The sequence below is a fragment of the Priestia sp. 10L35 genome, assembly GCF_056395685.1.
Map to the genome: position 1 here is coordinate 474,783 of NZ_JBFTKA010000001.1, position 20,052 is coordinate 494,834.

23 protein-coding genes are annotated in these 20,052 nt (G+C 39.1%); 16 read left to right on the forward strand and 7 right to left on the reverse strand.

The window, feature by feature from the left end:
• Nucleotides 1–71 precede the first annotated feature (71 nt).
• The 3 genes from AC1DEF_RS02430 to rnz all read left to right on the forward strand — a co-directional run bounded on the left by AC1DEF_RS02430 (nt 72) and on the right by rnz (nt 3,991).
• On the forward strand, nt 72–1,541 hold the full coding sequence (locus AC1DEF_RS02430) for a CoA-acylating methylmalonate-semialdehyde dehydrogenase (RefSeq protein WP_043976292.1): 1,470 nt from the start codon (nt 72–74) through the stop codon (nt 1,539–1,541).
• A 93-nt stretch (nt 1,542–1,634) separates the two neighbouring features.
• Entirely contained in the window at nt 1,635–2,993 is a 1,359-nt protein-coding gene (locus AC1DEF_RS02435) for an aminotransferase (protein ID WP_477727297.1), read from the forward strand.
• A 68-nt stretch (nt 2,994–3,061) separates the two neighbouring features.
• Nucleotides 3,062–3,991 carry a ribonuclease Z gene (gene rnz / locus AC1DEF_RS02440; RefSeq protein ID WP_162214938.1) on the forward strand — a complete coding sequence of 310 codons (930 nt, stop codon included), beginning with the start codon at nt 3,062–3,064 and terminating at the stop codon, nt 3,989–3,991.
• Between the two features lie 31 nt (nt 3,992–4,022).
• Here the strand turns inward: rnz and namA are convergent, their stop codons facing one another.
• Both namA and proI read right to left on the reverse strand, forming a co-directional pair.
• The gene (namA, locus tag AC1DEF_RS02445) at nt 4,023–5,039 is read right to left on the reverse strand and encodes an NADPH dehydrogenase NamA (RefSeq protein ID WP_477727298.1); all 1,017 of its coding nucleotides are present in this window, start codon (nt 5,037–5,039) and stop codon (nt 4,023–4,025) included.
• A gap of 137 nt (nt 5,040–5,176) precedes the next feature.
• Nucleotides 5,177–6,025, reverse strand: a complete 849-nt coding sequence (gene proI, locus AC1DEF_RS02450) for a pyrroline-5-carboxylate reductase ProI (RefSeq protein WP_013059097.1) — start codon at nt 6,023–6,025, stop codon at nt 5,177–5,179.
• 268 nt (nt 6,026–6,293) lie between these two features.
• Here proI and AC1DEF_RS02455 point away from each other — a divergent pair, with 268 nt between their 5' ends.
• Both AC1DEF_RS02455 and AC1DEF_RS02460 read left to right on the forward strand, forming a co-directional pair.
• Nucleotides 6,294–7,250, forward strand: coding sequence for an MBL fold metallo-hydrolase (locus AC1DEF_RS02455; RefSeq protein WP_016765515.1), 957 nt, complete (start codon nt 6,294–6,296; stop codon nt 7,248–7,250).
• Between the two features lie 23 nt (nt 7,251–7,273).
• Nucleotides 7,274–8,068: an SDR family NAD(P)-dependent oxidoreductase gene (locus tag AC1DEF_RS02460; RefSeq protein ID WP_013084950.1), complete on the forward strand. Its 795-nt coding sequence runs from the start codon at nt 7,274–7,276 to the stop codon at nt 8,066–8,068.
• A 73-nt stretch (nt 8,069–8,141) separates the two neighbouring features.
• Here AC1DEF_RS02460 and AC1DEF_RS02465 read toward each other — a convergent pair whose 3' ends face one another.
• Nucleotides 8,142–8,357 carry a CDGSH iron-sulfur domain-containing protein gene (locus tag AC1DEF_RS02465; protein ID WP_013059094.1) on the reverse strand — a complete coding sequence of 72 codons (216 nt, stop codon included), beginning with the start codon at nt 8,355–8,357 and terminating at the stop codon, nt 8,142–8,144.
• A 130-nt stretch (nt 8,358–8,487) separates the two neighbouring features.
• On the opposite strand from AC1DEF_RS02465, the gene AC1DEF_RS02470 reads away from it, so the two are divergent.
• Nucleotides 8,488–8,826 carry an iron-sulfur cluster biosynthesis family protein gene (locus tag AC1DEF_RS02470; RefSeq protein WP_028410692.1) on the forward strand — a complete coding sequence of 113 codons (339 nt, stop codon included), beginning with the start codon at nt 8,488–8,490 and terminating at the stop codon, nt 8,824–8,826.
• On the opposite strand, the gene AC1DEF_RS02475 is transcribed toward AC1DEF_RS02470, so the two are convergent.
• The gene (locus AC1DEF_RS02475; protein ID WP_043976305.1) at nt 8,823–9,734 is read right to left on the reverse strand and encodes an alpha/beta hydrolase; all 912 of its coding nucleotides are present in this window, start codon (nt 9,732–9,734) and stop codon (nt 8,823–8,825) included. The two genes, AC1DEF_RS02470 and AC1DEF_RS02475, sit on opposite strands and share 4 nt — an antisense overlap.
• 68 nt (nt 9,735–9,802) lie before the next feature.
• Nucleotides 9,803–10,699: a hydroxymethylglutaryl-CoA lyase gene (locus AC1DEF_RS02480; protein ID WP_043976308.1), complete on the reverse strand. Its 897-nt coding sequence runs from the start codon at nt 10,697–10,699 to the stop codon at nt 9,803–9,805.
• 177 nt (nt 10,700–10,876) lie between these two features.
• On the opposite strand from AC1DEF_RS02480, the gene AC1DEF_RS02485 reads away from it, so the two are divergent.
• The 4 genes from AC1DEF_RS02485 (at nt 10,877) to AC1DEF_RS02500 (ending at nt 13,991) form a co-directional block, all read left to right on the forward strand.
• Entirely contained in the window at nt 10,877–12,064 is a 1,188-nt protein-coding gene (locus tag AC1DEF_RS02485) for an acetyl-CoA C-acetyltransferase (protein WP_043976310.1), read from the forward strand.
• Between the two features lie 235 nt (nt 12,065–12,299).
• The gene (locus AC1DEF_RS02490; protein ID WP_097824567.1) at nt 12,300–12,989 is read left to right on the forward strand and encodes a CoA transferase subunit A; all 690 of its coding nucleotides are present in this window, start codon (nt 12,300–12,302) and stop codon (nt 12,987–12,989) included.
• A gap of 20 nt (nt 12,990–13,009) precedes the next feature.
• A complete protein-coding gene (locus AC1DEF_RS02495; RefSeq protein WP_043976312.1) occupies nt 13,010–13,678 on the forward strand; it encodes a 3-oxoacid CoA-transferase subunit B in 669 nt (222 codons plus the stop codon).
• 64 nt (nt 13,679–13,742) lie between these two features.
• Nucleotides 13,743–13,991, forward strand: a complete 249-nt coding sequence (locus AC1DEF_RS02500; RefSeq protein ID WP_016765509.1) for a YqkE family protein — start codon at nt 13,743–13,745, stop codon at nt 13,989–13,991.
• Nucleotides 13,992–14,018: 27 nt separating this feature from the next.
• Here the strand turns inward: AC1DEF_RS02500 and AC1DEF_RS02505 are convergent, their stop codons facing one another.
• Nucleotides 14,019–14,936 (reverse strand): aldo/keto reductase, encoded by a 918-nt coding sequence (locus AC1DEF_RS02505; protein WP_097824566.1) that lies wholly within the window; start codon nt 14,934–14,936, stop codon nt 14,019–14,021.
• A gap of 93 nt (nt 14,937–15,029) precedes the next feature.
• Entirely contained in the window at nt 15,030–15,194 is a 165-nt protein-coding gene (gene mciZ / locus AC1DEF_RS02510) for a Z-ring formation inhibitor MciZ (protein WP_013059085.1), read from the reverse strand.
• Nucleotides 15,195–15,265: 71 nt separating this feature from the next.
• Between mciZ and AC1DEF_RS02515 the strand changes: the two genes are divergently transcribed.
• From AC1DEF_RS02515 to deoB, 6 genes are all read left to right on the forward strand, one after another.
• Nucleotides 15,266–15,817, forward strand: a complete 552-nt coding sequence (locus AC1DEF_RS02515; protein WP_013059084.1) for an NUDIX hydrolase — start codon at nt 15,266–15,268, stop codon at nt 15,815–15,817.
• A 323-nt stretch (nt 15,818–16,140) separates the two neighbouring features.
• Entirely contained in the window at nt 16,141–16,785 is a 645-nt protein-coding gene (gene spoIIM, locus AC1DEF_RS02520) for a stage II sporulation protein M (RefSeq protein ID WP_013084941.1), read from the forward strand.
• A 112-nt stretch (nt 16,786–16,897) separates the two neighbouring features.
• On the forward strand, nt 16,898–17,350 hold the full coding sequence (gene fur, locus AC1DEF_RS02525; protein ID WP_013059082.1) for a ferric iron uptake transcriptional regulator: 453 nt from the start codon (nt 16,898–16,900) through the stop codon (nt 17,348–17,350).
• Between the two features lie 194 nt (nt 17,351–17,544).
• Nucleotides 17,545–17,772, forward strand: a complete 228-nt coding sequence (locus tag AC1DEF_RS02530; protein ID WP_013059081.1) for a YqzK family protein — start codon at nt 17,545–17,547, stop codon at nt 17,770–17,772.
• Between the two features lie 6 nt (nt 17,773–17,778).
• Nucleotides 17,779–18,672, forward strand: coding sequence for a site-specific tyrosine recombinase XerD (gene xerD / locus AC1DEF_RS02535; protein ID WP_013059080.1), 894 nt, complete (start codon nt 17,779–17,781; stop codon nt 18,670–18,672).
• Between the two features lie 197 nt (nt 18,673–18,869).
• Nucleotides 18,870–20,051: a phosphopentomutase gene (gene deoB / locus AC1DEF_RS02540; protein WP_477727299.1), complete on the forward strand. Its 1,182-nt coding sequence runs from the start codon at nt 18,870–18,872 to the stop codon at nt 20,049–20,051.
• Nucleotide 20,052: the final 1 nt, after the last annotated feature.

Genomic DNA, 20,052 nt, shown 5'->3' on the forward strand with positions numbered 1-20,052 from the left:
CAACCACCATTTATTTATTCAATAATAAAGGTAGATTTGTCATTTCTTATTTTTTGAGGAGGCCAAGCGATATGTCAGTTGTGAATAATGATACGCAAGTTTTAAAAAATTACGTGGGCGGAAAATGGGTTGATACGGCAGGGGGAAAATTTGGAGAGGTAATTAATCCATCGACGGGCGAAGTCATTGCAAAAGTACCGCTTTCTACAAAAGAAGACGTAGCCAATGCGGTGGAAACAGCTCAAAAAACATTTGAAACATGGCGTAACGTTCCTGCTCCAAAACGAGCAAGATTAATGTTTGCGTTTCAGCATTTACTAGTTAAGCATCATGAAGAGTTAGCTAAATTAGTGGTACAAGAAAACGGCAAGGCTTTTAAAGAAGCTTACGGTGAAGTACAGCGCGGTATTGAATGCGTGGAGTTTGCCGCGGGTGCTCCTACTTTATTAATGGGGGAATCATTAAATAACATAGCGGAAGAAATTGATTCTGAGATGTTCCGTTTTCCACTGGGTGTCGTTGGCGGCATCACACCTTTTAACTTTCCGATGATGGTACCGCTTTGGATGTTCCCTCTTGCCATTGTATGTGGAAATGCGTTTGTATTAAAACCGTCTGAGCGAACGCCGCTTTTAGCAACGCGACTTGCTGAACTTTTTACAGAAGCAGGAGCACCGGATGGATTATTAAATATTGTGCACGGGGCACACGACGTTGTGAACGGATTAATAGAGCATGAAAAAGTTAAAGCGATTTCATTCGTCGGATCGCAGCCGGTAGCAAAATATGTTTATGAACAAGCTGCATCTCAAGGGAAACGAGTTCAGGCTTTATCTGGAGCTAAAAATCATCATGTTGTGATGCCAGACTGCGATATGGATAAAGCGGTATCACATATTATCAGCTCCGCTTATGGAAGTGCCGGCCAGCGATGCATGGCGTGCAGCGCAGTGGTCGTGGTTGGTGAAAAAGGCGATGAATTCGTCGCAAAATTAAAGCAAAAAGCAGATGAATTAATTATGGGAAGCGGCTTTGATGATGAAGTGCTTCTAACGCCTGTGATTCGAAAAGAGCACCGTGATAAGGTGCTGGATTATATTGAACTTGGCATGAAAGAAGGAGCGGAACTCATTCGTGACGGACGTAAAGAAATGGATGAACATACGGAAGGCAATTTCTTAGGAGCAACAATTTTTGACCGCGTAACTCCTGATATGACCATTGCTAAAGAAGAGATTTTTGCACCTGTACTAAGCTTGCTTCGTGCTGACACATTAGATGAAGCGCTTCGCTATATGGAAAAATCCCGTTTTGGAAATGGAGCAACGATTTATACCAAAGATGCAAAAGCGGTGCGTCAATTTAGAGAAGAAGCAGATGCTGGTATGCTCGGTATTAACGTAGGAGTACCTGCTACAATGGCCTTCTTCCCATTCTCCGGTTGGAAAGACTCTTTTTACGGAGATTTGCATGTCAACGGCAAAGACGGTTTGAACTTCTTTACACGTAAAAAGATGGTTACATCACGCTTTGACTTTTAACATATAGATGAATATAGCAAGTGGCTTCGGCATTTTGTCGAAGTCTTTTCATACAGAAAAAAATACCGCGCTAGCGATTTGGGAGTGGATAAGATGGTACAGGTCAGTCAAAATGAAAAAGATCTGCGTGCAAAAGATGAGCAGTATGTATGGCATGGAATGAAACCATACAGTCCGGATGCAACGATGGTAGCTACAAAAGCAAAAGGTGCTTGGATTACAGATGAGCAAGGAAATCGCTATTTAGATGCAATGGCAGGGCTTTGGTGTGTAAATACCGGGTATGGACGGGATGAGTTAGCGCTCGCAGCCTATGAGCAGCTAAAAGAACTGGCTTATTTTCCCCTCACTCAATCTCACGTACCTGCTATCAAACTGGCAGAGAAGCTAAATGAAATGCTAGGTGATGACTATGTTATCTTCTTTTCAAACAGCGGATCTGAAGCAAATGAAACGGCTTTTAAAATTGTGCGTCAGTACCATCAGCAAAAAGGAGAGCATTCTCGCTACAAATTTATTTCGCGTTACCGAGGGTATCATGGGAATTCAATGGGCGCACTAGCAGCAACGGGCCAAGCTCAGCGTAAATATAAATATGAACCGCTTGCCCCTGGCTTTATTCACGTTGCCCCGCCTGATTCGTACCGAGGGCAAGATGACTACGATGCACCGAAAGAACAGCTTCAATCTGTAAAAGATATTGACAATGTTATGACGTGGGAGCTAAGTGAAACGATTGCCGCTGTTATTATGGAGCCAATTATTACAGGAGGAGGAATTCTTTTACCGCCTCAAAATTATATGAAAGGCGTAAAAGAAACGTGTGAAAAACACGGTGCACTTTTAATTGCAGATGAAGTTATTTGCGGCTTTGGACGTACAGGAGAAGCCTTTGGTTTTATGAATTACGATGCAAAACCAGATATCATTACCATGGCAAAAGGAATTACAAGCGCATATCTTCCGCTCTCTGCAACTGCTGTTAAAAAAGAAATTTATGAAGCGTTCAAAGATAGCGATCAGTACGAGTATTTTCGCCATGTTAATACATTTGGAGGAAGTCCAGCTGCGTGTGCACTGGCATTAAAGAATTTAGAAATTATGGAGAGAGAAAATCTTTTTGACCGTTCTAAACAGCTTGGAGCTTACGTATTAAGTGAGCTAAAGCCGCTTATCGATAGCCACCCATACGTTGGAGACGTAAGAGGTAAAGGGCTTTTAATTGGAATTGAACTTGTAGCTGATAAACAAACGAAGGCACCGTTAGACGTTAATCTTGTAAACGAAGTGATTGCTAAATGCAAAAGCAAAGGAGTCATTATTGGAAAAAATGGAGCAACGGTGGCCGGCTATAATAATGTTCTCACCCTCTCGCCGCCTCTCAACATTGAGGAAAGTGATATTGAGCTGTTATTAGCTACTATTACGTATGCGCTTGACAGCATCAAATAGGTAAGTTTGCAAAAAGCCTGTATAATATACTTACAGGCTTTTTGTGCGTGTGAAGGAGGAAGTAGAAAATGGAATTGTTATTTTTAGGAACGGGTGCAGGAGTACCGGCGAAACAGCGGAATGTTTCATCTCTTGCGCTCGAACTTTTGCAAGAAAGAGGGGCGGTGTGGCTTTTTGATTGTGGAGAAGCAACTCAGCATCAAATTTTACATACAACCGTTAAACCGAGGCGAATTGAGAAAATTTTTATTACGCACCTTCACGGTGATCATATTTACGGATTGCCTGGACTCCTTGGAAGCCGTTCGTTTCAAGGCGGAGAATCGCTGCTTACTGTATACGGGCCAAAAGGAATTAAAGAATTTATTGAAGTCACGCTGGCTGTAAGTCAAACTCATCTGCAATATCCTCTAGAGATTGTTGAAATAGAAGAGGAAAGTGAAAGTGGAACGATTTTTGAAGATGAAACTTTTTCAGTGGAGTTTGGCAAACTTGAACATGGCATTTTATCTTATGGATATCGAGTTGTCGAAAAAGATTTGCCAGGATCACTGGACGTTCAGCGTTTAAAAGAGATGAATATTCCCCCGGGGCCTCATTATCAGCAGTTAAAGGAAGGGAAAGAAGTAGTATTAAAAGATGGGCGTATAATCAATGGTCAAGAATTTGTAGGAGAGCCTAAAAAAGGGAAGGTCATCACGGTTTTAGGAGATACAAGAAAGTGCATGCAAAGTGTTCAGCTTGCTATGCATGCAAATGTTTTAGTCCATGAAGCTACTTTTTCAGCGGGAGACGAGGAGCTTGCTTACAACTATTTTCATTCTACTGCAAAAGAAGCCGCTGAAATCGCTAAAACAGCATCGGCCGAGCGTCTTATTTTATCTCATATTAGTTCGCGTTACCAAGGAGACGCAGTCAGCCGGCTAGCAGAAGGAGCAAAAGAAATTTTTCCAAATACCGACATAGCAGAAGATTTGAAACGGTTTACGATTTCATAAAAAAAGACGAGGATATCCTCGTCTTTTTTTTTTACCATCCGCGTTCGTACTGAACGGGTGCTGAAATTGTTTCATTTAGTTCTTTTGCCGCCGTGCGCGGGAAGTACGGATCGCGCAGAAGTTCGCGCGCAACAAAAATTAAATCAGCGCGTTCGCTTTGCAGAATCTCTTCTGCTTGTCGTCCTGTTGTAATTAATCCAACTGCGCCTGTATCAATATTTGCCTGCTGCTTAATTTTATCTGCAAACGGCACTTGATAGCCAGGGTATACGTTGATTGGAGCGTGTACAAGAGCACCGGAACTAACATCGATTAAGTTGACGCCTTGTTCTTTCATCCATTTTGCAAATGCAACGTGATCATCGACTGTTAATCCGCCTTCTGTATAGTCAGAAGCAGAAACACGGACAAATAAAGGGCCGTCCCACTCTGTTTTCACAGCTTCAATAATTTCCTTTAAGAAACGATAGCGATTTTCTGCGCTGCCGCCATATTCGTCGCTGCGTTTATTGCTTAGCGGCGATAGAAATTGATGTACTAAATAACCGTGTGCAGCGTGAAGTTCGATAATATCAAATCCAGCTTCTTTTGAGCGTCGAGCGCTTTCTTTAAAGGTAGAAATCGTTTCATGAATTTGTTCTGTGGTCATTTCCACAGGTTTTTTACTTTTATCATCAAAAGCAATAGCGGAAGGAGCATAAATATCGCCTTCAACAGTTGCTTTACGTCCTGCGTGTGCAAGTTGAATAGCTGTTTTTGCACCGTTTTCTTTTAGCTGTGTCACAAGTTTCGTTAATCCATCTTTTTGTTCATCATTCCAAATTCCCAAGTCTTGAGCTGAAATACGACCCTGTGGCACGACAGCTGAGGCTTCAACCATAATGAGACCTACTTGTCCAACCGCACGAGTTGTGTAGTGAACCATATGAAAGTCGGTTATTACGCCGTCTTCCTTTTCGCATGAATACATACACATTGGTGACATTACAATTCGGTTTTTTAATGTTACATCTTTCACTGTATAAGGTGAAAATAGTTTTGTTGTCATTCGGTTTAACCTCCAATTATTTCGATACTCTAAACAAAATTTATTATATCACCGCATTGAATTTTCTTTCACATAATCTGCTTATCCATTTTTAATCATAAAAAAACCTCTTTCTTTTTTTAGAAAGAGGTGAACCTTTACGAACGTTTACTCGAGATTTTTTCGTCAATCGTATCTCCTAAATATTTGGAGCGAATTGTAGCTTGTTCAATACACTGCATCATGGCTTCTTGGAAGTTATGAGAAATAAGCTGTTCGATTCCTGCTTCCGTTGTGCCGCCCGGACTCATCACTTCTTTTCGAAGTACGGCTGGCGTTTTAGGTGACTGTTTCAGCATTTCTGCAGCACCGATAAGAGTTTGAAGAATTAGTTCATTTGACACTGACGTATCCAAGCCTTGTTTTTCAGCTGCTTTTTCCATTGCTTCTACTAGATAGTAGACATACGCTGGGCCGCTTCCAGATAGTCCTGTTACAGCGTGAAGCTGCTCTTCCTCTACAGTTGTAACCGTACCAATCGTTTCAAATAAAGCAGTAGTAACGTTCATATGCTCTGCTGTAGCAAACTTGCCGGGTGCAATGGCTGTAGCCGATAATCCAATAGAGGCCGATGTATTTGGCATAGCTCTTACAACCGCTACTTCTTGGTCAAACAAGTTTACAATTGTGGCAGTCGATACACCTGCTAAAACAGAGAGAACGAGGTGGTGCGGACGAATATAAGACTTAATCGTATCGATGCTTTCCGCTACGTCTTTTGGTTTAATAGCAAGCACGACGATATCGCTTTTTTCGATTAACAAGGCATGATTACGCGTAATGTTAATTTCATATGCGTTTCGAAGTTCGTGAAGTCTTTTATCGTTGCTATGATTTGTTACGGTGATTTGATTGGGGCGAAGCTTTTTATCTGACAGCAGCCCTGAGATCATAGCTTCAGCCATTGATCCAGCTCCAATAAAGGCGATGTTTAAATCCGTTTTCATTAAAAGTTCCTCCAGTCATTTGCTATCCAATGAAAACAGATACTGAGATTTCAGTATCTGTTAAAGGTTTGTGTTTGTGTATCTCTTCTTTATAAAATGCATAGTTATCTAAAGATATGAATAAAACTTCACTATATTTCTGTCATTATGCAATGAAAAAGAGAAGGATGTCAATGTAATTTTCAGAAAACGAATGCAATTGTATAAATAATAGGAAAAATCGTGTAAACTTAAAAGAAAATGCGATGGTAAAGGAGCAAAAATACAGATGAATGAGCAATTATATAAAATTGTGCTGCCTACTCCTTTTGCGGTAGGAGATGTGAATGTTTTTGTTATAAAAGGTCAGACCGTTACGCTAATTGATGCTGGTATTAAAACGGAGGCGGCGTGGTCTGTATTTAAAGAAAAGCTTAATGAAATAGGATTAAAACCAGATGATATTAAGCAAGTTGTCCTAACTCATCACCATCCTGATCACGTAGGAATGCTTGATTTTTTTGATAAAGATATCGCCATAGTCGGTCATGCGAAAAATCAGCCTTGGATCTCCCAAAATCCAGATTTTTTTGAGTGGTACGATGCGTTTTTTGAAGACCACTTTATGAAAGCCGGCGTAGATGAAAGGTTTCGCCCTTATTTAAAACGTTTAAAAGCATCAATGAAGTATTCATGTCATCGTTCTCTTACAACTTCTGTGCAGGAAGGAGATTACATTCCGGGCCTAGAGAGTTGGAAAGTACTTGAAGTACCAGGTCATGCTCAAAGCCATATTGCATTATACAATGAAAGAACAGCGGTTATGATTGGAGGAGATTTACTGTTAAAGCATATTTCATCTAATCCGCTCATTGAACCTCCTATGAAACCAAGCGGCGAGCGACCTAAAACGCTTCTTCAATATAATCATTCATTAAGACGTCTGCTTGATTTAGAGATAAACTGTATCTATACAGGTCATGGAGATGAAGTGTTACATGTTCGCGAACTTGTACAAGAGCGGTTACAAAAGCAGAGCGACCGAGCGGATAAAGTGCTTAGCATGATAAAAGAACGTCCTCAAACAGCATTTGATATTTGCAAACAGCTATTTCCTACTATTTATGAAAAAGAACTAGGGCTAACTCTTTCTGAAACAATTGGTCAGCTCGATTTTTTAGAAGATGCAAATAAAATCAGTACACATGAAAAAGAAAGTACGCTTATTTATTCTGTGTGCTCTTAACTTATAAAAAAGGTGTGTTATATTTGAAATCCTCGTTAAAGAACCAACATGTCGTGATTACAGGCGCTTCGGGAGGTCTTGGAGAGCATTTAGCTTATGAAGTGGCCAAAAGAGGGGGCGTCCCCGTTTTACTTGCACGTACAGAAGAAAAGCTGCACCGAGTAGCCGAGCAAATTAGTCAAAAATATGGGATTACCTCTTACATATACAAAGCTGACGTAGCGAACGTAGAGGAAGTCAAAAGAGTCGTTCAGAAAATGATGAGTGAAATTAAGCGTGTTGATGTCCTGATTAATAATGCAGGCTTTGGTGTATTTGAAGAAGTGAAAGAAGCATCGATTAAGACAATTGCCTCAATGTTTCAAGTCAATGTTATTGGATTAATTGCATGTACACAAGAAATTTTAGCTTATATGCTAAAAGAAAACAAAGGACATATTATTAACATTGCTTCTCAAGCAGGCAAACTTGCGACGCCTAAATCCAGTGGCTATTCAGCTTCTAAACATGCCGTGCTAGGGTTTACCAACAGCCTGCGAATGGAATTAGCGAAAACAGATATCTATGTAACGGCAGTGAATCCAGGTCCTATTCAAACCAACTTCTTTTCAATAGCAGACCAATCAGGAAACTATGAAAAAAGTGTAGAAAAGTTTATGTTAACCCCTCAATACGTAGCTGAAAAAACGGTCAATATTATTGGGAAACCAAAACGAGAAGTCAACTTGCCTAAGTGGATGAATATAGGCTCGAAGATGTATCAGCTTGCCCCGGGGCTCGTAGAAAAATTGGCAGGGGATGCGTTTAATAGAAAATAACCTGTGCTTTAACCACAGGTTATCAATGTTTTTCGTTAATGGTTTCGTTCAGTAAGGCTGTATTTCTATGAATCTACTGCTCGTCTAAAATTTTTGCAGCGCGCACACAAGAGTCAAATTTTCCTTTATGATTTCCGTCGCAAAAGGGCATCTTTTGCGACTGGCCACATCGGCATAGTGAAAATGTCGGCTTTGTTTCAAATTTGTTGCCGTCTGCATCAATTAATTCAACGTCTCCAGTGACACGGAAAGAGCCGTTATCCATTACTTTAATTTGTACTTTTGACATAAAAAAACCTCCTTTTTGTACACATCTATATGAAGCGCCAGAGTTTAATGAAAGCGAGATGTGTATTATACTCATTATATAAGCAATTTTCGTTTGTTTATACAATTAGTTTAAAAGGAGTTAAAGGAAAATGAATATTACCTTTACTGATAAAGCGATAGCAAAAGTACAAGAAAAGTACGGGAAAGATTCTTCACTATATTTAAAATTAAAATACGATACGGATGGATGCGGCTGTGTTGTGAGCGGTGTAACGACGCTATGGATTGTTGATGAAAAAGAGAGCGATGATGTAACCATTGAGACGAATTTTGTTCCTGTTCTTGTCGAAAAAACAAAGCAAGTATTTTTAGATGATAATATGACGATTGACTACAATGAAAGTGCCTATGCGTTTATGCTAAAATGTCCTTCTCAAATTTTAAATCCGCGCATGTCATTTATCGATAAAACAAAAGAAGCGCTTTAAAGCGCTTCTTTTTGTATTTTTTCTAAAAATGATTCAATAACTTGTTCATATTCCTCTGGATTATCAGCATACGAGCGGGCATGAGTGCCTACAGGTGCTAAATACATCCGTTTTGCTCCCATTTTTTTGGCATGCAGCTGCTCCGTCATTTTAGGAAGAATATAGTCATCTTCTTTACTATGGATAAACAGAACAGGATGTTTGATTTGATCTACGACTGAAATAGGTGATACGTCTTTAAATGAGTAACCTTCTCGCCATTTTAAAATAATATTAGCTGCTGGCATGACAAGCTGTTTGGGCAGGTGGAAATCTTGTTTTAAGCGATAGGCAAGAAGTTCTTCCAAGTCAGAAAAAGGGCAGTCGACAATATAAAAATCAGCTCCGTCTTCCATTCCAGCATACAAAAGAGTGGTCGCAGCTCCCATAGACTCCCCGTGAATCCCAAGGGAAATAGTTGAACCGAATTGTTCTTTTACCCAATGAACAACGGATTGAAGGTCCAGTTTTTCATAATAGCCGTAGCTCGTTGTTTTCCCTTCAGACTTGCCGTGTCGGCGATGATCATAAAGAACGACGTTCCATCCAAGCTTTAGAAAAAGCCGAGCATATTTCATAGAGTTCAGTGAATGAACTGTAACTCCGTGCGAAAGAATCATAAATCGGTTGTGTTCGTGTTGTTTAATAACGGTCCCAGCTATGTTATAGCCTAAAGAAGAAGGAAGCACAAATGCTTCTTTAGGAAGAGTGCTATAGACTTTCTCATCATAAAAGCCATCTTCCGTATCGCGGTCAATAATAACTTTGTCGGTCTTTTTACGGATGTACATCATTTGATTTGTAAAAAAGATGCCAAGAGCGGCAAATGCTCCAAAAACACTTCCTATTAATAATAGCCATTTTTTCATGATTAGCGGCTCCTTTTGTTAATATAGCTATTATTTATTATAGCATCGCTCTCATAAAAACCTAATTTTTAACGCTGTGCAAATAAAGAGTATTGCTTGCTTTCAATCGGTCTTGAAATGTGAGGAGCGATAAAGGCGACCGCTTCGAGCAGCTTTTCTTCATTAATAGAAGTGGAAATACCCATTTCATGAAGCATAAAGACGAGATCTTCCGTAGCTACGTTTCCCGTTGCTCCCTTAGCGAATGGACATCCACCTAACCCCCCAGCGGATGAATCGAACCTGTTAATACCGGCTTGCAGAGCTGCATAGATATTTGCAATGGCTAATCCTCTCGTATCGTGAAAGTGCGCAGCAAGTAGCGTGTGGGGAAAGTTTTGTTTTAATTTCGAGAAAAGTGAAAATACATCTTTAGGGTTTGCCATACCAATTGTATCAGCAACGCTTAGCTCATTCACTCCAGCTTCCACAAAGCTTTCGCAAAGGGCCAGCACGTCGCGTTCGTGTATTTTTCCTTCATACGGGCAATAAAAGGCGGTGGAAATGCAAGTTCGAATAAAACATTCTTGCTGCTTGAGCTGCTGAATGAGAGGAAGCAGCGTTTGTACAGCTTCTTTGGTGTTTTTGTTAATATTTTTTTGATTAAAGGTATTGCTTACGCCAATAAACAGCGCAACGGAGCGGCAATTAGCTTGCAGTGCTTTTTCCAAGCCTTTTTGGTTCGGTACAAGCACAATGTTTCGGCATGTATCAGGCTGAAATGTATCTGCAACAGTAGAAGCATCTTTCATTTGAGGAACCCATTTTGGAGAAACAAAGGATGTAATTTCGATTTCGGATAGTCCAGCTTCTTTTAATTTTTTGATAAAATTAATTTTTTTTTCAGTTGGAACAAAATTCTTTTCATTTTGAAGGCCATCTCGTGGACCAACTTCTATAATTGTTACTTTTTCAGGAAATCCCATAAACCGCTCTCCTCCTACATTGTAAACGCTTACTAATATTTATTTTAATTCTAAAAAATTAAAATTCAATAAAAATTATAAATTTTTACAAAAAAAGAGGAATTTCGCAAGCGATGTCGAAATTAATACAGGTGACAGTTAATCACAGTAATCAAACAGTAAGGAGAGGTTTTCGACATGGGTCAAACAGAAGTAGTCATTGTAAGCGCTGTACGTACAGCAATCGGCAGCTTTGGGGGAAGCTTACAAAATGTATCCGCAACAACTTTAGGTGGTACTGTAATTAAAGAAGCTTTAAACAAAGTAGGGGTATCAGCAAACGAAGTAGATGAAGTTATTATGGGAAATGTCCTACAAGCAGGTTTAGGACAAAATCCAGCACGACAAGCAACTTTAGCAGCAGGTTTACCTGAAACTGTTTCAGCATTAACCATCAATAAAGTATGCGGATCAGGACTAAAAGCAGTACATCTCGCTACACAAGCGATTCTTGCTGGGGATGCTGATGTGATTGTTGCTGGTGGAATGGAAAACATGAGCCAAGCACCATACTTATTAAAAAATGCACGCAACGGGTTTAAAATGGGCGATCAAAAAGTAGTTGACAGCATGATTCAAGATGGATTATGGTGTGCATTTAACGACTACCATATGGGCGTTACAGCTGAAAATCTGTGTGATAAATATGAAATTACTCGTGACGAACAAGATGCGTTTGCAGCTTCAAGTCAGCAAAAAGCAGAGGCAGCTATTCAATCTGGTCGTTTCAAAGATGAAATCGTGCCAGTAGAAGTGCCTGGAAGAAAAGGTCAAGTAACTATTTTTGAACAAGATGAGTTCCCACGTGCAGGCACAACGGCTGAAAGCTTAGGGAAACTACGTCCAGCCTTCAAAAAAGACGGTTCTGTAACAGCTGGTAATGCATCTGGTATCAATGACGGTGCAGCGGCAGTAGTGGTAATGAGCCGTAAAAAAGCAGACGAGTTAGGCCTAACACCATTAGTGTCAATTAAAGGTAATGCAACTGCCGGAGTAGACCCAAGCATTATGGGAATCGGTCCTGTAAGCGCAGTGAAAAAGGCGCTGGAAAAAGCTGCTGTTTCATTAGAAGATGTTCAATTAGTAGAAGCAAACGAAGCATTCGCTGCACAGTCAATCGCTGTGGATCGTGAACTTCAATTTAATCATGATATTTTAAATGTAAACGGTGGAGCAATTGCGCTTGGACATCCTATTGGTGCAAGTGGTGCACGTGTCCTAGTTTCACTTATTCATGAAATGCAAAAACGCGACGCAAAACTTGGGTTAGCAACGTTATGTATTGGCGGAGGCCAAGGCGTTGCAACAATCGTTGAACGTCCTTAATTTGATATAGTTTTAACAAACATTAAAGCTATATCACAACGCCACAGATTCCAAACATACAGCTTTGGAACTCGTGGCGTTTTTGTTTTTCCTTTAATTTGTCTAGTAATATAACTTTTTTGACAAAAAAATGATTAAATTATAATTTTCAGTTATATATATATTTAAAAAGAAATAAAAATCTTTTATAATAGATTAGAAAGCGTTTTCAAAAATAACGAAGGGGTGGTTATGTATGAAACAAGTACATACGTCGTTTAAAGAAGCGGTAAAAGATATTCACGACGGTGCTACGATTATGGTCGGTGGTTTTGGTTTATGTGGAATTCCGGAGAATTTGATTTTAGCGTTAGTTGAAACAGGGGTAAAAGATTTAACCGTAATTTCAAATAACTGCGGCGTAGACGACTGGGGACTTGGACTGCTTCTGAAAAACAAACAAATTAAAAAGATGATTGGTTCTTACGTGGGAGAAAATAAAGAGTTTGAAAGGCAAGTATTGTCAGGAGAAATTGAAGTAGAATTGCTACCTCAAGGCACGCTAGCTGAAAAGATTCGCGCCGGCGGAGCGGGCATACCTGCATTTTATACACCAGCGGGAGTGGGAACACCCATTGCTGAAGGAAAAGAAGTTCGCGTGTTTGAAGGAAAAGAATATTTACTAGAAGAGGCGTTAAAAGCTGATTTTAGTTTGGTTAGAGCTTGGAAAGCCGATCATATGGGTAACTTAGTGTATAACAAGACAGCGCGCAATTTCAGCCCAATGATTGCAGCAGCAGGAAAAATGACGATAGCAGAAGTGGAGGAACTTCATCCAACAGGCTCACTTGATCCAAATATTATTCACACACCTAGTGTATATGTTCAATCGTTAATTATTGGTGAACAAGAAAAACGTATTGAGCGTTTAACCGTTCAAAAATAACAAAAGGGGAGAGATTTTTCATGATTGAAAACGGCGTGAACGTGAGAGAGCGAATTGCAAAACGTGCTGAAAAAGAAATTTTGGACGGATTTTATGTAAACCTTGGAATTGGTATTCCAACGCTTGTGGCTAATCATATCTCAGATAATAAAACGGTGGTGCTTCAGTCCGAAAACGGTCTGTTAGGCATTGGACCATATCCGAAAGAAGGAGAAGTAGATCCTGATTTAATTAATGCAGGTAAAGAAACCGTCACGGCGACAACAGGCGCTTCTTATTTCGATAGTGCTGAATCGTTTGGAATGATCCGCGGAGGGCACATTAATATTGCGATTTTAGGAGGAATGGAAGTCTCAAAAACTGGTGACTTGGCAAACTGGATGATTCCTGGAAAAATGATTAAAGGAATGGGCGGTGCAATGGATTTAGTTCACGGAGCACAGCGCATCATTGTTATTATGGAACACGTGACGAGAAAAGATGAGCCTAAAATCTTAAATGAGTGCAGCCTCCCTCTGACAGGAAAAGAGGTAGTGGATCGCATTATTACAGATCGAGCGGTCATTGATATTACGGCAGAAGGTCTAAAGCTTGTTGAAGTAGCGAAAGGCTATACGATAGAAGATATTCAACAATCTACAGAGCCAACTTTAATTATTGATGAACATGTAAAACTAGATGCATTTTGATTTTTGGTAACAAAAGCAAGAATATGATACAATATCTCTCAATTAAAGTAGCGGGGGAATTGTGATGGCTAAAAAAAAGCAAAAACAATCAGCACAAAAACAAAATGATCAGCTCAGTATCAAAGATCAGCTAAATGATAGCTTATTAAAACAGCTTCAAGCTAAAAAACAGGCGCTTTCTTTAAAAGAAGAAGAGCAGAAAGAAACAGAGCGTAAAGAAGCTGCTCGAATTCGAAAAGAAAAAGAAAAAAATAAGTCGTTTGAAGAACTGTTAAATGAAAGTGATTTGAACTGGTCTGAATTTAAAAAATAAAAGCGCCGGTAAAGGCGCTTTTATTTTTTAACGGTGAGCTTCGTATTGATTTGCTTTAAAGATTGATTGCAGCTTGCTAATTTCAGTAGGCTGAAGCGGGGAAGCCTCGACAGCTTTGACGTTTTCACGAAGCTGTGAAGAAGAGCTTGCTCCTGCTACAACCGAGGCTACCGTAGGATTAGCTAAACAGTATTGAAGTGCCGTTGAGTTTAGAGAGTGAGTTGGTCGTACGTGACGCAATTCTTCTATCGTTTTTGCTAATTCCGTACCGCTATAATCTAAGTAGCCCTTGCCCTCGAATGCAGCAAGTTTTTGCTCTCCTTTTTCGGTTAGCAGCCCTTTGGCTACTGGACCTCTCGCTACAACGCTAATGCCGTTGTCATGTAAAAGAGGAAGTGCACTTTCTTCAGGGCGTCTGTCTAACAAGCTGTATTGCATCATGACGCTAACAATAGAAGAATTTTGCACATACTCTCGAATCACATTTGGACGGATAGATGAAATGCCATAGTAGCGAATGACGCCTTCTTGTTTTAATTCTTCAAATGCTTCAATCGTTTCCTCAATATTGTCTTCAATGGTTCCTCCGTGCAGTTGATATAAATCGATGTGATCTGTTTGAAGACGGCGCAGGCTTTCTTTTACTTCTTCTTTTATGTAAGCTTTAGACGGATCCCATGTCCAGCTGTCTTTTGCATCATTCCAGCGATTCCCCACTTTTGTGGCTAAAATAATATCATTTCTGCGTTTTTTTAGGGCTTGTCCCACAAACTCCTCGTTTAAGCCAAAATCATATAAATCTGCTGTATCGAAATAATTAATGCCATATTCGAGAGCTTCATCAATCATATTGACAGCGTGTTTTTGTTCCGTTCCAAGAGACATGCATCCTAAACCTAATGTACTGACAAGCAAGTCTGAAGTACCTAAGCGTCTTTTTTCCATATATGTCACTCCTTATTTTTTACTTGTTTCTATCTATTGTAGCGCTATGATAGAGGGAAACTCAAATAAGAAGATTAGAAAACTGCAGCACAATTAGTGTCTGCAGTCTGCTTGTTTGTAAGAATTAAAATTTTGAGAGATAGCGTTCGTCCATTCATCTACATACTGAAATTGTTCGCCGTATTCTTTTAACTTTTGCTTGATTTCCCATGCTTTACCGACCAAAATGATTTGCTTCTCGTGAACATAAACTTTCATTTTTTCTACCTCCCAAGGTTCGTATGATAGAATATATGTAAGAGTCAAAAAAATAGAACGAGGTGTAGAAAATGGATCATTTAACAGAAAAAATGCTGTCTTCTGAAAAGCTATTTGGAGGCAGAGTGATTGATTTGTACTTAGAAGAAGTAGAGCTTCCAAACGGAAAAACGAGTACAAGAGAAGTAGTTAAGCACCCTGGAGCTGTAGCTGTCATTGCGTTAACAAGCGACCACAAAATGGTTATGGTCAAACAGTATCGCAGGCCGATGGATCGTATTTTAGTCGAAATTCCAGCCGGCAAGCTAGAAAAAGGAGAAGAGCCGATTGTGACGGCAAAACGTGAGTTAGAAGAAGAAACGGGCTATACGACAGATTCGCTTAGCCATATTATTTCTTTTTATACATCACCAGGTTTTGCGGATGAGTTGGTGCACCTTTATTTAGCGGAAGATTTAAAAGTGATGACCACCAAAGCGGAATTAGACGAAGATGAATTTGTTGAAGTGATGGAAGTTACGGTAGATGAGGCCCTTACTCTTATTCAAAACAAGGAAATTTATGATGCAAAAACAGCCTATGCTGTGCAGTACTTACAGTTAAAAAGCGGGTTAGGAGAGTAAGAGAGTTTTTTTTTACATACGAACGGCAATCTAGCAATTAGAGGTTTACATTGAAACGTCATTTGGTGTGAGAAAAAACAGGCATGCGTGTATCTCTAACTAAAAAAAATGTGTGACAACCATATTTTAGTTAAAGGAACATCCGAACGATGAATAGAGATTCTTGATAGGGAATCAAATTCGTTCGGATTTTTTTAAGGTGATGGTGAATGTAGATTTCATTATGTTTCATCCTCTTTTTTATTTGATAGATTCAAAAGATTCTTGGCATAGTTTTTGTACTCTATCATACACTCTATTAAGCGATTAATAGGAGGAAGACGATGAGAAAAAAACAATTGCCATTATCGTATGCAAGACATTTTCAAGAAAACAGTTCTATTTATTTGTTTGTGACCGTGCTGTTTTTAATGGGAATCATTTTTGGGGCTATTGTTGTAAATAGTTTAACGCTTGATCAAAAAGAAGACCTGTACTTCTATTTAAACCGGTTTTTCGGACAGGTAAAGAGCGGAGAAGTAGCAAGCAGCGTTGAAATGTTTCAGCAAAGTTTTTTTCATAATGTTAAATACTTGGGGCTCATTTGGATATTAGGAATCGCCATTATTGGTTTGCCTGTAGTGTTAATTTTGCTGTTTTTAAAAGGAATGGTGATTGGTTTTACCGTAGGCTTTTTAGTCAATCAAATGGGACTCTCTGGGTTTGCGCTATCTTTTGTATCTGTTATGCCGCAAAATATCTTTCTCATACCGGCATTTCTGATCTTGTCTGCAGCTTCAGTTGCCTTTTCTTTGAAGCTTGTGCGGCAGCAGTTTTTTAAAAAAGCAGCGGAGCCTATTTCCGCCTCATTTTTACGCTACAGCGGAACCATGATTGCTATGATATGTTTGGTTGCCTGTGCAGCTACAATTGAAGCTTACGTATCACCTACTTTAATGAAAAGTGTAATGGCTCTATTAAATAAATAAGAATAAGTATTAAGTAAAAAGAATTCTTTTTTCTTATTAATAATAACTTTATTTTGACACCCTCGACACATCTGATATAATGGATTAGTGAATGGCGAGGGAGGGAATAATTATGGAAAGTCGAATTGAGCGAATTAAGCAGCAGTTGCACTCAGCTAGCTATAAATTGACACCTCAACGTGAGGCGACTGTAAGAGTACTTCTTGAACATGAAGAGGATCATTTAAGTGCCGAAGATGTATATCTCCTCGTCAAGGAAAAGTCTCCGGAAATTGGATTGGCAACTGTTTATCGTACGTTAGAATTGTTAACTGAACTTAAAATTGTTGATAAAATAAACTTTGGCGATGGCGTTTCTCGCTACGATTTAAGACAAGAAGGAGCCGCACACTTTCATCATCACCTTGTGTGTATGGAATGTGGATCTGTGGACGAAATTCAAGAAGATTTGCTTGAAGACGTTGAAGAAATTGTGGAAAAGCAATGGAATTTTAAAATTAAAGATCACCGCTTGACATTTCATGGCATTTGCCATCGCTGTCAGGATAAAGAAGACAAGCAGTAAAAGCCTTTTCCCTAATGGAGAAGGTTTTTTGTTGTACATAAATAAAAAAATAACGAGTTTATAAGCTACATGGTTTTATAGAAAGAAAGGAAATGAGCAGGAGAGAACTCAGTGTATAAAGGCAAGAAACATGTATAAAACCTGTCCCAATTGGCATATCTTCTAATAGAATCAAAAATTGGAGGAATTGTTTCATGAAATCATGGGCTGAAATGGTATATAATACATGTAAAGTATTTATCTTATTTACCGGGTTTACTCTTTTGTTTTATTTTGGAATGATATGGGTATCTCAAGAGTATCAAAATTATAAACGTTATGATGAGCCGTCGGGTTCAGCAGTTAAGGTCATGCAAGCAAGTGTGAACAAAGATCAGACGTGGTTAGAGCGTTTATTTATGTTTTATCAAAACGGGGAGTAGAGGCTATTGAATGATCAAATTCAAGATTTTATTCATTATTTAGTAGTAGAGCGGGGACTAGCGAAAAATACAATTGATTCGTATGAACGAGATTTAAAAAAGTATGCTCAATATTTAGAGCATGTAGAGCAGCTCAAATCATTTAATGAAGTAACAAGACTCCACATCGTTAATTTTCTGAAATATTTAAGTGATCAGCAAAAGTCATCTAAAACGATTGCGAGACATGTGGCTTCAACTAGATCTTTTCATCAATTCTTACTAAGAGAAAAAGCAGCGGATACAGATCCATCTGTTCATATTGATACCCCGCAGCTTGAGCGCAAGCTGCCAAAAGTGCTAAATGCAGAAGAAGTAGAGGCGCTGTTAAATGTGTTTGATACTTCGACGCCTTTTGGCATACGAGACAAAGCGATGCTTGAGTTGCTTTATGCTACTGGAATTCGTGTGTCTGAACTCGTTAACTTAAATATTGATGATGCACATTTGACGATGGGATTTATTCGTTGTATCGGAAAAGGAAATAAAGAAAGAATTGTCCCCATCGGAAGGTTGGCAACGGAGGCTATCGAAGAGTATTTACAGCATAGTCGGAGTGTTTTAACAAAGCAAAAGGAACAGGACAAAGCACTCTTTGTTAATCATCACGGAAGGCGTTTAACAAGGCAGGGGTTTTGGAAAATATTAAAAAAGTTAGCTTCTGAAGCAAAAATTGAAAAAGAATTAACTCCACATACGTTACGGCATTCGTTTGCTACTCATTTGTTAGAGAACGGCGCGGACTTGAGAGCCGTTCAAGAAATGCTGGGGCATGCGGATATTTCGACCACTCAAATTTATACACATGTTACAAAAGCACGTTTAAAAGATGTATACAATCAGTTTCATCCGCGAGCGTAGGAAGATTCCAATGTCCAATGAGTTCATAGACATTGGTTTTTTTGATTGAAAACACTTTCATTTATGTGTACAAAAAAATAAAAAGCGTCTATACTAATAGAGAGGTCAGACTTCTGACCAATAAGAGAAGATGGTTAAATTATTTCCAAACGGGAATTTTATAGAGAATAAATAAATTGATATTTGGAGGGAATAAAATGGCGCATACATATAAACGCGTATTTTTAATTGTCATGGATTCAGTGGGTATCGGTGAATCACCGGATGCTGAAAAATACAATGATAAAGGTGCGGATACGTTTGGTCATATTGCAGAGCACTGCAACGGTCTTCGTATGCCTAATATGGCTAAGCTTGGCCTAAGCAATATCCGTGAAATTAAAGGAATCGATAAAGCCGAAAAACCGTTGGCTTACTATACAAAAATGCAGGAAGGTTCTGCAGGAAAAGATACAATGACAGGTCATTGGGAAATTATGGGTCTCAATATTGATACGCCTTTTAATGTATTTCCAGATGGATTTCCAGAAGAACTGATTTCACAATTAGAAGAAAAAACAGGTCGAAAAATCATTGGGAACAAACCAGCGTCTGGTACAGAAATTTTGGATGAGCTAGGAAAACAGCATATGGAAACAGGTGACTTAATCGTCTATACATCAGCAGATTCTGTTTTGCAAATTGCTGCTCATGAAGAAATTGTTCCAATTGATGAATTGTACAAAATTTGTGAGATTGCTCGTGAATTAACGCTTGATGATCCATATATGATTGGACGTGTTATCGCTCGCCCGTTTTTAGGTGAACCAGGTAACTTTACACGTACATCCAATCGTCATGACTATGCATTAAAGCCTTTTGGACGTACAGTAATGAATGAATTAAAAGACAATGACATCGATGTTATTGCTATCGGTAAAATTTCTGATATTTACGACGGAGAAGGGGTAACAAAATCTCTTCGTACCAAATCGAATATGGACGGCATGGATAAGCTAGTTGATACATTAAACATGGACTTCACAGGCTTAAGCTTCTTAAATTTAGTTGATTTTGATGCTCTCTATGGTCATCGCCGCGATCCACAAGGATATGGGCAAGCACTTGAAGAATATGATGCACGCTTAGAAGAAGTATTTGATTTATTAAAAGAAGATGATTTATTGATTATTACAGCGGATCATGGAAATGACCCTGTTCATCATGGGACAGACCATACGCGTGAATACGTGCCGCTTCTTGTGTACAATAAAGGCATGCAAGAAGGAAAAGAACTTTCTATTCGTCAAACGTTTGCGGATATTGGCGCAACGGTAGCAGAAAATTTTGGCGTAGCAATGCCTAAGCATGGAAAAAGTTTTTTAAAAGAGTTGAATTAAG

Excerpts from the sequence above, each read along its gene's own strand:
- AC1DEF_RS02485 (WP_043976310.1), top strand. The coding sequence starts at position 10,877 with ATGGGTCAAACAGAAGTAGTCATTGTAAGCGCTGTACGTACAGCAATC.
- AC1DEF_RS02500 (WP_016765509.1), top strand. The coding sequence starts at position 13,743 with ATGGCTAAAAAAAAGCAAAAACAATCAGCACAAAAACAAAATGATCAG.
- deoB (WP_477727299.1), top strand. The coding sequence starts at position 18,870 with ATGGCGCATACATATAAACGCGTATTTTTAATTGTCATGGATTCAGTG.
- AC1DEF_RS02470 (WP_028410692.1), top strand. The coding sequence starts at position 8,488 with ATGAATATTACCTTTACTGATAAAGCGATAGCAAAAGTACAAGAAAAG.
- mciZ (WP_013059085.1), bottom strand. The coding sequence starts at position 15,194 with ATGAAAGTTTATGTTCACGAGAAGCAAATCATTTTGGTCGGTAAAGCA.
- AC1DEF_RS02455 (WP_016765515.1), top strand. The coding sequence starts at position 6,294 with ATGAATGAGCAATTATATAAAATTGTGCTGCCTACTCCTTTTGCGGTA.
- AC1DEF_RS02515 (WP_013059084.1), top strand. The coding sequence starts at position 15,266 with ATGGATCATTTAACAGAAAAAATGCTGTCTTCTGAAAAGCTATTTGGA.
- namA (WP_477727298.1), bottom strand. The coding sequence starts at position 5,039 with ATGACAACAAAACTATTTTCACCTTATACAGTGAAAGATGTAACATTA.
- AC1DEF_RS02505 (WP_097824566.1), bottom strand. The coding sequence starts at position 14,936 with ATGGAAAAAAGACGCTTAGGTACTTCAGACTTGCTTGTCAGTACATTA.
- AC1DEF_RS02490 (WP_097824567.1), top strand. The coding sequence starts at position 12,300 with ATGAAACAAGTACATACGTCGTTTAAAGAAGCGGTAAAAGATATTCAC.
- rnz (WP_162214938.1), top strand. The coding sequence starts at position 3,062 with ATGGAATTGTTATTTTTAGGAACGGGTGCAGGAGTACCGGCGAAACAG.
- AC1DEF_RS02530 (WP_013059081.1), top strand. The coding sequence starts at position 17,545 with ATGAAATCATGGGCTGAAATGGTATATAATACATGTAAAGTATTTATC.
- AC1DEF_RS02430 (WP_043976292.1), top strand. The coding sequence starts at position 72 with ATGTCAGTTGTGAATAATGATACGCAAGTTTTAAAAAATTACGTGGGC.
- AC1DEF_RS02465 (WP_013059094.1), bottom strand. The coding sequence starts at position 8,357 with ATGTCAAAAGTACAAATTAAAGTAATGGATAACGGCTCTTTCCGTGTC.
- AC1DEF_RS02475 (WP_043976305.1), bottom strand. The coding sequence starts at position 9,734 with ATGAAAAAATGGCTATTATTAATAGGAAGTGTTTTTGGAGCATTTGCC.
- fur (WP_013059082.1), top strand. The coding sequence starts at position 16,898 with ATGGAAAGTCGAATTGAGCGAATTAAGCAGCAGTTGCACTCAGCTAGC.
- AC1DEF_RS02435 (WP_477727297.1), top strand. The coding sequence starts at position 1,635 with ATGGTACAGGTCAGTCAAAATGAAAAAGATCTGCGTGCAAAAGATGAG.
- spoIIM (WP_013084941.1), top strand. The coding sequence starts at position 16,141 with ATGAGAAAAAAACAATTGCCATTATCGTATGCAAGACATTTTCAAGAA.
- proI (WP_013059097.1), bottom strand. The coding sequence starts at position 6,025 with ATGAAAACGGATTTAAACATCGCCTTTATTGGAGCTGGATCAATGGCT.
- AC1DEF_RS02495 (WP_043976312.1), top strand. The coding sequence starts at position 13,010 with ATGATTGAAAACGGCGTGAACGTGAGAGAGCGAATTGCAAAACGTGCT.
- AC1DEF_RS02480 (WP_043976308.1), bottom strand. The coding sequence starts at position 10,699 with ATGGGATTTCCTGAAAAAGTAACAATTATAGAAGTTGGTCCACGAGAT.